10 protein-coding genes and 1 pseudogene are annotated in these 12639 nt (G+C 54.6%); 6 read left to right on the top strand and 5 right to left on the bottom strand.

Annotation, left to right across the window (positions count from 1 at the left end):
• Nucleotides 1-20: 20 nt before the first annotated feature.
• The 5 genes from ACLD11_RS19210 to ppiA all read right to left on the bottom strand — a co-directional run bounded on the left by ACLD11_RS19210 (nt 21) and on the right by ppiA (nt 3359).
• Nucleotides 21-1238, bottom strand: a complete 1218-nt coding sequence (locus ACLD11_RS19210; RefSeq protein ID WP_411012353.1) for an aspartate aminotransferase family protein — start codon at nt 1236-1238, stop codon at nt 21-23.
• Nucleotides 1239-1323: 85 nt separating this feature from the next.
• Nucleotides 1324-1887: an aminodeoxychorismate synthase component 2 gene (gene pabA / locus ACLD11_RS19205; protein ID WP_000601879.1), complete on the bottom strand. Its 564-nt coding sequence runs from the start codon at nt 1885-1887 to the stop codon at nt 1324-1326.
• 31 nt (nt 1888-1918) lie between these two features.
• A complete protein-coding gene (locus ACLD11_RS19200; protein WP_001280665.1) occupies nt 1919-2521 on the bottom strand; it encodes a putative adenosine monophosphate-protein transferase Fic in 603 nt (200 codons plus the stop codon).
• Nucleotides 2511-2678: a YhfG family protein gene (locus ACLD11_RS19195; protein WP_001521109.1), complete on the bottom strand. Its 168-nt coding sequence runs from the start codon at nt 2676-2678 to the stop codon at nt 2511-2513. The genes ACLD11_RS19200 and ACLD11_RS19195 overlap by 11 nt, the downstream gene beginning before the upstream one ends.
• 108 nt (nt 2679-2786) lie before the next feature.
• Complete coding sequence (gene ppiA, locus ACLD11_RS19190) at nt 2787-3359, bottom strand: peptidylprolyl isomerase A (RefSeq protein ID WP_000920478.1); 573 nt, start codon at nt 3357-3359, stop codon at nt 2787-2789.
• A 276-nt stretch (nt 3360-3635) separates the two neighbouring features.
• Between ppiA and tsgA the strand changes: the two genes are divergently transcribed.
• The 6 genes and pseudogenes from tsgA to ACLD11_RS19160 all read left to right on the top strand — a co-directional run.
• The gene (tsgA, locus tag ACLD11_RS19185; protein WP_183058790.1) at nt 3636-4817 is read left to right on the top strand and encodes an MFS transporter TsgA; all 1182 of its coding nucleotides are present in this window, start codon (nt 3636-3638) and stop codon (nt 4815-4817) included.
• A gap of 318 nt (nt 4818-5135) precedes the next feature.
• Complete coding sequence (nirB, locus tag ACLD11_RS19180) at nt 5136-7679, top strand: NADPH-nitrite reductase large subunit (RefSeq protein WP_411015262.1); 2544 nt, start codon at nt 5136-5138, stop codon at nt 7677-7679.
• Nucleotides 7676-8002, top strand: a complete 327-nt coding sequence (gene nirD, locus ACLD11_RS19175; protein ID WP_411015261.1) for a nitrite reductase small subunit NirD — start codon at nt 7676-7678, stop codon at nt 8000-8002. Before nirB ends, nirD begins: the two co-directional genes overlap by 4 nt.
• A gap of 181 nt (nt 8003-8183) precedes the next feature.
• Nucleotides 8184-8993 (top strand): nitrite transporter NirC, encoded by an 810-nt coding sequence (gene nirC, locus ACLD11_RS19170; RefSeq protein ID WP_000493571.1) that lies wholly within the window; start codon nt 8184-8186, stop codon nt 8991-8993.
• An 11-nt stretch (nt 8994-9004) separates the two neighbouring features.
• Nucleotides 9005-10378: a siroheme synthase CysG gene (gene cysG / locus ACLD11_RS19165; RefSeq protein ID WP_000349904.1), complete on the top strand. Its 1374-nt coding sequence runs from the start codon at nt 9005-9007 to the stop codon at nt 10376-10378.
• Between the two features lie 326 nt (nt 10379-10704).
• A pseudogene (locus tag ACLD11_RS19160) lies at nt 10705-12639 on the top strand (autotransporter adhesin BigA); the annotation flags it as partial.

The raw sequence follows: 12639 nt of genomic DNA, 5'->3' as shown, positions 1-12639 counted from the left end.
GTTTATCCGGCAATCCGCCATCAGGCCACCACCTTCCCTACCGCCTGCGCAAAGCGCTGCATTCCTTCATTGATATCCGCCTCTTCCACCACCAGCGACGGGGCAAAACGCATCACGTCGGCTCCGGCATTGAGCACCATCACGCCGGCCTCCGCGCCTGCGCACAGAAAATCGCGCGCCCGACCTTTATACTTCGGCTTCAGTTCCGCGCCAATCAGCAGCCCCATGCCGCGAATATCGCTGAAAATGTCAAATTGCTCGTCAATCGCCTGCAAATGTTGCACAAACTGTTGCCGCTTAGTGTGAATGCCTTGTAGTACCTCTGGCGTATTAATAATATCGAATGCCGCGCCAGCCACCGCACAGGCCAGCGGATTGCCGCCATAGGTTGAACCGTGCGAACCGACATGGAAAGCCGAGGCGATCTCCTGCGTGGTCAGCATGGCGCTCACCGGAAAACCGCCGCCTAACGCTTTGGCGCTGGTGAGGATATCCGGCGTGACGCCGTAGTGCATATAGGCAAACAGGTCTCCGGTGCGCCCCATCCCGCACTGTACTTCATCAAACACCAGCAACGCCTGATGCTCGTCACACAGGTCGCGTAACCCTTTGAGGAATTCCGGTGTAGCCGCCTGCACGCCGCCTTCACCCTGAATCGGCTCGACCACCACCGCGCAGGTGTGGTCATCCATTACCGCTTTCACCGCATGAAGATCATTGAAGGGAACGTGAATAATATCGGCGGGTTTCGGCCCAAAGCCGTCGGAATATTTCGGCTGCCCGCCGACAGAGACGGTAAACAAGGAACGGCCATGAAAGGCGTTATGGAAGGCAATGATTTTCGTTTTGAACGGGCTATGGCGCACGCAGGCATAATGACGCGCCAGTTTAAAAGCGGTTTCGTTCGCTTCGGTGCCGGAATTCATAAACAGCACGCGCTCGGCAAACGTGGCGTCGATCAGTTTACGTCCCAGACGCAACGCCGGTTCATTGGTAAAAACGTTACTGGTATGCCACAAGGTTTCCCCCTGGGATTTCAGCGCCTCGACCAGTGCCGGATGGCAATGGCCCAGCGCAGTCACTGCAATCCCGCCGGCGAAATCGATATACTCTTTACCCTGCTGATCCCATACGCGACTGCCTTTACCTTTGACCGGAATAAAGTCCGCCGGTGCATAAACAGGCAGAATCACCTCATCAAAAGTTGCGCGTGTAATAGCCGTTTGTTCAGTTGCCATATCATTACCACCCGGTTAAGTAGAAATACCAGTGAAATTATAATCACAAAATATGAATAAAAAATCACTCAATAGCAACCACAAATCAACGCCGGAGGAAATTTTCCAGCAGAGCGTGTCCTTGTTCGCTGAGAATACTTTCCGGGTGGAACTGCACGCCTTCCAGATCCCACTCGCGGTGGCGAATGCCCATAATCTCCTGCGTTTCGCTCCAGGCGGTGATCTCAAAACACTCAGGCAACGTGGCAGGGTCGACAATCAGCGAGTGGTAACGTGTCACGGTTAACGGGCTGGGCAATCCCCTAAACACGCCCTGTCCATTATGCGTAACAGGTGACGTTTTACCGTGCATCACTTTCGCTGCCCGCACCACCGACGCGCCAAAGGCCTGCGCCATCGCCTGATGACCCAGGCAAACGCCCAGCATCGGAATACGTCCGGCATAATGGCGGATGACCGCCAGTGAAATGCCAGCGTCATTCGGCGTACAGGGGCCAGGAGAGATAACGATTTTTTGCGGGTTCAAAGCGTCAATGTGCGCCAGCGTCAGCGCATCATTGCGCCGGACCTGCACTTCCGCGCCCAGTTCACAAAAATACTGGTAGAGGTTCCAGGTAAAGGAATCATAGTTATCGATAAGCAGGATCATGGCGGCTCCGGGTGAGTAGAACCGCACTATTTTACTCAGTTTCGCGAGCTTCGCTTATCGCTTTCTGAAAAATCGCCTGCAAAGCGGAGAGATCGCCCATCGCGCCGCTCTGGTTCGCCTGCTTCCATGTTTCAACCGCAATACCTTGCCAACTCAGCGCATAGCCTGCATGTAACGCCAGTTGTTCAAAGAAGATGCGCTGCGCCAGCCCGCTCCCCAAACGAAACGGATGAAGCACGTTAATTTCGCAGTAGTAATGCGCCAGCCGCTCGACAAACTTCTCGTGCGCCAGACCGACCAGATAGCCCTCTTCTTCCAGATCCTGCATCAGAGCGTTGCCCTCTTTTTCGATATAGGCAAAGTGGCAGAAACGGGTATCGCCCTGGTAAATATCGACCTCCCGCAGTTGCCCTGCCCAGTCGAAAATATCCTGATAGAGCTGGCGATGAATCGCGCACAGATGAGGCAAGCCGCGTATCAGCGGCCCCAGTTCAATCGTGGCGGCACGGAGCGCGGTCATTTCATATGCCGCTTGCGCCAGTCGCTGGGCCTGATGAATCCCCAGCCGATTACGCATCACATTCAGCCCCGGATAGAGGTACGGATCGCGCCCTTCGCCAAATTTATCGCTCATAGTGCCTCCGAAGCTCGTCAAGACGTACCAGCGCTTCATCGGCAGTCAGGGTTACTAAGGGGATCTCAATACCTTCGAGACGTCGGCTTTGCTGGAAGTTAACGTTGCGCCGCTGTTCCCAAAAGCGTGACTTTTGTTTATCGGTAAGTTTCTTCACCTGGCCTCCCTGAATATGTCTGTGCTTGACCACAAGTATAAGCAGCAATTTCAGGTTACGCTGAGACAGGGAGAAAACGCGGGCGGCTCGCGCCCGCGCAGGCATGTTTTATGGCAGGACTTTCGCGGAAAGGATAACGACTGGTTTTGTCGGCACATTCTGATAAGGCCCGACATCGTGCGTCGGTACCTGCGAGATTTTATCGGCGACATCCATACCTTTTACCACTTTACCAAATACCGCATAGCCAAAGTCGCGCTGGCCGTGGTCGAGAAAAGCGTTATCCGCGACGTTAATAAAGAACTGGCTGGTGGCGCTGTCTTTATCTGCGGTGCGCGCCATCGCGATCGTGCCGCGAGTATTACGCAGACCGTTGTCGGCTTCATTCTTAATCGGCGGATTCGGTTTCTTCTGCTGCATCTGCTCGTTAAAACCACCGCCCTGAATCATAAAGCCAGGAATAACGCGGTGAAACGTAGTGTTGTTATAGAAACCACTGTTGACGTAATCGACAAAGTTTTTCACAGAAACCGGCGCTTTCTGGCTGTTCAGCTCCAGCTCAATATTCCCGGCGGAGGTGGTTAACAGCACATGAGGATCGCCTTTTGCTGCCAACGCTGCGGGAGAAAGAGCAGAAAGAGCGAAAACAGCTGCGACAGCCGCCAGAGTCGATTTGAGCATGAGATTTCCTTAAAGAGAGCAGAAATAAAGCAAGTGGAATGATTTTAAAGAGCCTTCCTGGGCCAGGCCAGCCCTTTACCTAATTTTACGTATATGAAACAAATGTAACGTTACGACGCAACGCTGTATTCTTGCAATATGATGTGATAAACATCACATTAAAAAATGTAATGAACATTGCTATCACTAATAATTATTTAAATGCATCACAAAAGCGCCTAAAATCTGCCCGCTTAACGCGCCCTCCACGCGCTTCACTTCTCTTCAAGGCCAGACATGACTAACAGCAACCGCATCAAGCTCACATGGATCAGCTTTCTTTCCTACGCCCTGACCGGGGCGCTGGTGATTGTCACCGGGATGGTGATGGGAAATATCGCAGACTATTTTCAGCTGCCCGTTTCCAGCATGAGTAACACCTTTACTTTTCTGAACGCCGGGATTTTGATCTCGATCTTCCTCAATGCGTGGCTGATGGAAATCATCCCGCTGAAAACACAGCTACGCTTTGGTTTTATCCTGATGGTGTTGGCGGTGGCCGGGCTGATGTTCAGCCACAGCCTGGCGTTGTTCTCAGCGGCGATGTTTGTGCTGGGGCTGGTCAGCGGGATCACCATGTCAATTGGCACCTTCCTGATTACGCAGCTGTATGAAGGGCGTCAGCGCGGTTCCCGACTGTTGTTTACTGACTCCTTCTTCAGCATGGCGGGGATGATTTTTCCTATGGTCGCCGCCTTCCTGCTGGCGCGTAGTATTGAGTGGTACTGGGTCTACGCCTGCATCGGCCTGGTCTACCTGGCGATTTTCATCCTGACCTTCGGCTGTGAATTTCCGGCGCTGGGTAAACATGCGCAGCACTCTCAGGCGCCTGTCGTCAAAGAAAAATGGGGCATTGGCGTACTGTTTCTCGCCGTCGCCGCGCTGTGCTATATCCTCGGTCAATTGGGCTTTATCTCCTGGGTGCCGGAATACGCCAAAGGCCTCGGCATGAGCCTGAATGATGCCGGGGCGCTGGTGAGTGATTTCTGGATGTCCTATATGTTCGGCATGTGGGCGTTCAGCTTTATCCTGCGCTTTTTCGATCTGCAACGCATTCTGACCGTACTGGCGGGTATGGCGGCGGTACTGATGTATCTGTTTATTACCGGCACGCAGGCGCATATGCCGTGGTTTATTCTGACGCTGGGCTTCTTCTCCAGCGCCATTTATACCTCCATCATTACGCTGGGATCGCAGCAAACGAAAGTGGCCTCGCCTAAGCTGGTTAACTTTATTCTGACCTGCGGCACTATCGGAACGATGCTGACCTTCGTCGTCACCGGCCCAATTGTGGCGCACAGCGGTCCACAGGCGGCGCTACTCACCGCGAATGGTCTGTATGCGGTGGTCTTTGTGATGTGCTTTGCGCTCGGCTTTGTGTCCCGTCATCGCCAGCATAGCGCGTCGGCTACGCATTGATAATCCTTGCCGGGTGGCGACGCGATGCGTCTTATCCGGCCTACAGCGTAAGCTGTTGGTAGGCCGGATAAGGCGACGTCGCCCTCCGGCACTCTACCCCCCCTCCTGACGAGGTAGGCCTGTTGGTCTAAAAACCCCTCATTTTGTATGTTATTTGTACAAACCTGAAAAACCTGACAATTCCGTCACTTATAAAAATCCAGACAAATCAGCCATATACCCATTAAGAGGTATATAAAGGTGAATTTGATTTACATCAATAAGCGGGGTTGCTGAATCGTTAAGGTAGGCGGTAATAGAAAAGAAATCGAGGCAAAAATGAGCAAAGTCAGACTCGCTATTATCGGTAATGGTATGGTCGGCCACCGCTTTATTGAGGATCTCCTTGATAAATCCGACGCTAGCCTGTTCGACATTACCGTGTTCTGTGAAGAACCCCGTAAAGCCTATGACCGTGTCCACCTGTCATCCTACTTCTCTCACCACACCGCGGAAGAGCTCTCTCTGGTGCGTGAAGGATTTTACGAGAAGCACGGCGTGAAGGTACTGGTTGGCGAACGCGCAATTACCATTAACCGTCAGGAGAAAGTGATTCACTCCAGTGCGGGTCGTACCGTTTATTATGACAAGCTGATCATGGCGACCGGTTCATATCCGTGGATTCCGCCGATTAAAGGCTCCGAAACCCAGGATTGCTTCGTTTACCGTACCATTGAAGACCTCAACGCTATCGAAGCCTGCGCCCGTCGCAGCAAGCGCGGGGCGGTGGTCGGCGGCGGTCTGCTGGGGCTGGAAGCCGCTGGCGCGCTGAAAAACCTCGGCGTGGAAACGCACGTCATTGAATTTGCGCCAATGCTGATGGCGGAACAGCTCGATCAGATGGGCGGCGAGCAGCTACGTCGCAAGATCGAAAGCATGGGCGTGCGTGTACACACCAGTAAAAACACGCAAGAGATTGTTCAGCAGGGTAACGAAGCGCGTAAGACTATGCGTTTTGCCGACGGCAGCGAGCTGGAAGTCGATTTTATCGTCTTCTCTACCGGTATTCGCCCACGCGACAAGCTGGCTACCCAGTGCGGTCTGGCCGTCGCGCAGCGCGGCGGTATCGTGATTAACGACACCTGCCAAACGTCCGACCCGAATATCTACGCTATCGGCGAGTGCGCCAGTTGGAACAACCGCGTTTACGGTCTGGTCGCACCAGGCTATAAAATGGCCCAGGTCGCCGTTGACCATATCCTCGGCAGTGAAAACGCCTTTGAAGGGGCGGATCTCAGCGCCAAGCTGAAGCTGCTGGGCGTGGACGTCGGCGGCATCGGCGACGCGCATGGCCGCACGCCGGGCGCGCGTAGCTACGTTTACCTCGATGAAAGCAAAGAAGTCTACAAACGTCTTATTGTCAGCGAAGATAACAAAACGCTGCTCGGCGCAGTACTGGTCGGCGACACCAGCGATTACGGCAATTTGCTGCAACTGGTACTGAACGCTATCGAACTGCCGGAAAACCCGGATTCGCTGATCCTGCCGTCGCATGCGGGCAGTGGTAAACCCTCTATCGGCGTCGATAAACTGCCGGACAGCGCGCAGATCTGCTCCTGCTTCGATGTGACTAAAGGCGATCTGATCGCCGCTATCAATAAAGGCTGCCATACCGTGGCGGCGCTGAAAGCGGAAACCAAAGCCGGAACCGGCTGCGGCGGCTGCATCCCGCTGGTGACGCAGGTACTGAACGCCGAACTGGCGAAACAGGGTATCGAAGTTAACAACAACCTGTGTGAACACTTCCCGTACTCACGTCAGGAGCTGTTCCACTTAATCCGCGTGGAAGGCATTAAAACCTTTGAAGAACTGCTGGCGAAACACGGTAAAGGCTACGGCTGCGAAGTGTGTAAGCCGACCGTCGGTTCGCTGCTGGCGTCGTGCTGGAACGAATACATCCTCAAGCCGCAGCACACGCCGCTACAGGATACTAACGACAACTTCCTGGCGAATATCCAGAAAGACGGTACTTACTCGGTGATCCCGCGCTCCGCTGGCGGTGAAATCACCCCGGAAGGTCTGGTGGCCGTGGGGCGTATCGCCCGCGAGTTTAACCTCTATACCAAAATTACCGGTTCTCAGCGTATCGGTCTGTTTGGCGCGCAAAAAGACGATCTGCCGGAAATCTGGCGTCAACTGATTGAAGCGGGCTTCGAAACCGGTCACGCGTACGCCAAAGCGCTGCGGATGGCGAAAACCTGCGTCGGCAGCACCTGGTGCCGCTACGGCGTGGGCGACAGCGTCGGTTTCGGCGTGGAGCTGGAAAACCGCTACAAAGGCATTCGCACCCCGCACAAAATGAAGTTCGGCGTCTCTGGCTGTACCCGTGAATGTGCGGAAGCGCAGGGTAAAGATGTCGGTATCATCGCCACTGAGAAAGGCTGGAACCTGTACGTTTGCGGTAACGGCGGCATGAAACCGCGTCATGCGGATCTGCTGGCAGCCGATCTCGATCGCGAAACGCTGCTCAAGTATCTCGACCGCTTTATGATGTTCTACATCCGTACCGCCGATAAGCTGACCCGTACCGCGCCGTGGCTGGATAACCTGGAAGGCGGCATCGACTATCTGAAATCGGTCATCATCGACGACAAGCTGGGCCTGAACGAACATCTGGAAGAAGAGATGGCCCGCCTGCGCGCAGCGGTGGTCTGCGAGTGGACGGAGACCGTCAACACCCCATCCGCACAGGTTCGTTTCAAACACTTTATCAACAGCGACAAGCGCGACCCAAATGTTCAGGTTGTTCCGGAACGCGAACAGCATCGTCCGGCCACGCCGTATGAACGTATCCCGGTCACTCTGGTGGAGGAAAACGCATGAGCCAGTGGCAAAACATCTGCAAAATCGATGACATTCTGCCGGGAACCGGCGTCTGCGCGCTGTCAGGCGGCGAACAAGTGGCGATTTTCCGTCCTTACCATAGCGATCAGGTGTTCGCGATCAGCAACATCGACCCGTTCTTTGAGGCCAGTGTGCTGTCTCGTGGGCTGATTGCGGAACACCAGGGCGAACTGTGGGTCGCCAGCCCGCTGAAGAAACAGCGCTTCCGCCTGAGCGATGGTTTGTGCATGGAAGATGAGCAGTTCTCTGTGAAACAGTACGACGTGCGGGTAAAAGACGGCGTGGTGCAGTTGCGCGGTTAATTATTTTTGGGAGGCGCAACGCCTCCCCTTTTTTGACGTATTTGTAGGTCTTTTATTGGTAGGCCTGATAAGCGTAGCGCCATCAGGCAATTGCAAAAGCACATTGCCTGATGGCGGCATAAATGCCTTATCCGGCCTACGGTTACGATTTTTTTATTTTTTGTACTTCAAGGATAATCAAATGTTTACAGACACTATTAATAAGTGTGCGGCTAACGCTGCGCGCATCGCACGCCTGTCGGCGAATAATCCGCTCGGCTTCTGGGTCAGTTCGGCAATGGCCGGGGCTTATGTCGGTCTCGGCATTATTCTTATTTTCACCCTCGGTAATCTGCTCGACCCGTCCGTGCGTCCTTTGGTGATGGGGGCCACCTTTGGTATCGCCTTAACGCTGGTCATCATCGCGGGTTCTGAACTGTTTACCGGCCACACCATGTTCCTGACGCTGGGCGTCAAAGCAGGCACCATCAGCCACGGTCAAATGTGGGCTATCCTGCCGCAAACCTGGCTCGGCAACCTGGTTGGTTCCGTGTTTGTCGCCCTGCTTTACAGCTGGGGCGGCGGCAGTTTGTTGCCGGTCGATACCAGCATCGTTCACTCAGTCGCGCTGGCGAAAACCACCGCGCCCGCCACGGTACTGTTCTTCAAAGGCGCGCTGTGTAACTGGCTGGTTTGTCTGGCAATCTGGATGGCGATCCGCACCGAAGGCACGGCGAAATTTCTTGCTATCTGGTGGTGCCTGCTGGCGTTTATCGCTTCCGGCTACGAGCACTCCGTCGCGAATATGACGCTGTTCGCCCTCTCCTGGTTTGGTCATCACAGCGACGCCTATACCCTGTCCGGAATCGGACACAACCTGTTATGGGTCACTCTGGGCAATACTTTGTCCGGCGTCGTGTTCATGGGATTGGGTTATTGGTATGCTACGCCGAAATCGGAGCGTCCGGCTCCGGCAAAAATCAATCAGCCAGAGGCTGCTGCCAATAATTAAGGGGTAATGTCGTGGACCATTTGCCTATATTTTGTCAATTACGCGACCGCGACTGTCTGATCGTCGGCGGTGGCGATGTCGCAGAACGCAAAGCACGGTTATTGCTGGAAGCAGGCGCACGTTTAACGGTCAATGCGCTAACCTTTATTCCACAGTTCACCGTATGGGCAAATGAAGGCATGTTGACTCTGGTTGAGGGACCGTTCGACGAAACGCTTCTCGACTCGTGTTGGCTGGCGATCGCGGCCACCGACGACGATACCGTCAACCAGCGCGTCAGCGAAGCGGCGGAGTCACGCCGCATCTTCTGCAACGTGGTGGATGCGCCGAAAGCCGCCAGCTTTATCATGCCCTCCATTATTGACCGCTCGCCGCTGATGGTCGCCGTCTCCTCGGGCGGCACTTCCCCGGTGCTGGCGCGTCTGCTGCGCGAGAAACTGGAATCGCTGCTGCCGCAGCATCTGGGGCAGGTCGCGCGCTATGCCGGGCAACTTCGCGCCCGAGTGAAAAAGCAGTTTGCCACGATGGGCGAACGTCGTCGCTTCTGGGAAAAATTTTTCGTCAATGACCGGCTGGCGCAGTCGCTGGCGAATGCCGATGAGAAAGCGGTTAATGCGACAACCGAACATCTGTTTAGCGAACCGCTGGATCACCGTGGCGAAGTCGTGCTGGTCGGCGCCGGGCCGGGCGATGCCGGACTGCTCACGCTGAAAGGGTTACAACAAATCCAACAGGCGGATATCGTGGTTTACGATCGCCTCGTCTCCGACGACATTATGAACCTGGTACGCCGCGATGCCGATCGGGTCTTTGTGGGGAAACGCGCGGGTTATCACTGCGTCCCACAGGAGGAAATCAACCAGATCCTGCTGCGTGAAGCGCAAAAAGGTAAACGCGTGGTACGCCTGAAAGGCGGCGATCCCTTTATCTTTGGTCGCGGCGGCGAAGAGCTGGAAACGCTGTGTCATGCCGGTATTCCTTTCTCGGTAGTGCCGGGGATTACCGCGGCTTCCGGCTGCTCCGCCTACTCCGGTATTCCGCTGACCCATCGCGATTACGCACAGAGCGTACGTCTGGTCACGGGTCACCTGAAAACCGGCGGCGAGCTGGACTGGGAAAACCTGGCGGCAGAAAAACAGACGCTGGTGTTCTACATGGGGCTTAATCAGGCAGCGACTATCCAGGAAAAACTGATCGCATTCGGTATGCAGGCCGATATGCCGGTTGCGCTGGTAGAAAACGGTACCTCCGTGAAGCAACGCGTCGTCCACGGTGTGCTGACGCAGCTCGGTGAATTAGCGCAACAGGTTGAAAGCCCGGCGCTGATTATTGTTGGCCGGGTCGTTGGCTTACGCGATAAATTAAATTGGTTCTCTAATCATTAATTAAAATAAGGCCCTGTTATTCAGGGCTTTATTTTACGACCACCCGTAATCTCAAATTATTTTTACTTAAAAGTGAATTAAGCAATCCATCTTAAATAAACCATACGAATTTAAATAGTAATAATATTGCGTAAAAACCCTTTTATTCGTCAAATTCACCCATAATTCATTCACCCAATAAATAACACCGTTAAGCACTCAATTTGACCTGACCTGGTTATCGGGTGATAAAATAAACACTAAAGCATAATTTTCTTCAGGCCATTTCATCATTGCCTGTATCGCTACCTGCATATGTTTAGTACGCAAGGAAATATTAATTAAGGATGAGCCCTATGCAAAAGAAAAAACTTATTTCTATCGCTATCGCTTTAACGCTGCAAAGTTATTACATTCCGGCCATCGCCGCAGAGAATAATGATGATGAAAAAGAATGTCCCAGTAATATCTCCTCCCTGCCTAAAGAAAAACGCGCAAAACTCTCACCGGCCTGCCTTGCTACATTACCTGAAAAAGATAATCACTGGGGCTGGGTTGCTGGCGGCGTTGCTGCGCTGGCCGCGGGCGTGGCTATTGGCGTTGAAAATAACGGTGGCGGAGATTCCACTCATTCTTACACCCCCCCTACGCCTGACGATGGCGGCAACGTCACTCCGCCTGACGATGGCGGCGATGACAATGTGACCCCGCCTGATGATGGCGGCGATGACGATGTGACCCCGCCCGATGATAGCGGCGATGACGATGTGACCCCGCCCGATGATAGCGGCGATGACGATGTAACCCCGCCCGACGATAGCGGCGATGATGATGTGACCCCGCCCGACGATAGCGGCGATGGCGATGTGACCCCGCCCGACGATAGCGGCGATGACGATGTAACCCCGCCCGACGATAGCGGCGATGACGATGTGACCCCGCCTGACGATAGCGGCGATGACGATGTAACCCCGCCCGACGATAGCGGCGATGACGATGTGACCCCGCCTGATGATAGCGGCGATGACGATGTGACCCCGCCTGACGACGACGACACGCCCCCAGATGACTCTGTTATTACCTTCAGCAACGGCGTCACCATCGATAAAGGCAAAGACACCCTGGCCTTCGATAGCTTCAAACTGGATAACGGCAGCGTTCTCGAGGGTGCTGTGTGGAATTATTCAGAACAGAACAACCAGTGGCAGCTCACCACCCCGGACGGCAAAACGCTAAACGTCACCGGCTGGGACGTGACCGACGCCAATGCCGCCGTGATTGAGGGCACCCAGGAAAACGGTCTCTACTGGAAGTACGACAGCCGTGGCTATCTGATTATTGCCGACGATGAAACCACAGTTATCAGCGGCGACGACCAGGCGCATAACTCCGATCGCGGCATGGATATCAGCGGCCAGGATCGCACCGGTGTGATTATTTCTGGCGATAGAACCGTCAACACGCTCACCGGGGACTCCAGTGTGACCGACGGTGCCACCGGCATGGTTATCTCCGGCGACGGCACCACCAACACCATTTCGGGCCACTCAACGGTGGACAACGCCACCGGCGCGCTGATTTCCGGCAACGGAACCACCACCGATTTCTCCGGCGACATTACCGTGAGCAACGGCGGCACCGCCATCATCATCGACGGCGACAACGCCACGATTAAGAATACCGGTACCTCTAACATCAGCGGCGCAGGCTCCACCGGCACCGTCATTGACGGCAATAACGCCCGCGTCAACAATGACGGTGATATGACCATCACCGATGGCGGCACCGGCGGCCACATTACCGGCGACAACGTGGTTATCGATAACGCCGGGAGCACCACCGTCAGCGGCGCGGACTCCACGGCACTGTATATCGATGGCGACAACGCGCTCGTTATCAACGAAGGTAATCAGACTATCTCTGGCGGCGCCATCGGTACGCGAATTGACGGCGACGACGCCCATATCACCAATACCGGCGATATCGCGGTGGATGGCGCGGACTCTGCCGCTGTAGTTATCAATGGCGACAACAGCAGCCTGACCCAGGCAGGTGACATACTGGTCACCAACGGCGCGACGGGTATCGTCACTGACGGGGTGGGTAACGAAATCAAAAACACCGGCAACGCGACCGTGCGCGATGCAAACTCCGTGGGTTTTGTGATCGATGGTGAAAGAAATGTCTTTCATAATAAAGGGAATATCGACGTCAGCCTGAATGGTACTGGCGCAAAAATGAGTGGCGACTCGTCACAGACGACGCTGGATGGTGATATTCAA

Origin of the sequence: Salmonella sp. 741265116_PST (genome assembly GCF_046567715.1) — a bacterium.
GTDB classification, from domain to species: domain Bacteria; phylum Pseudomonadota; class Gammaproteobacteria; order Enterobacterales; family Enterobacteriaceae; genus Salmonella; species Salmonella enterica.
The sequence above is the reverse complement of the archived record's forward strand: the minus strand, read 5'-3'. Positions and strand labels throughout refer to the sequence as shown.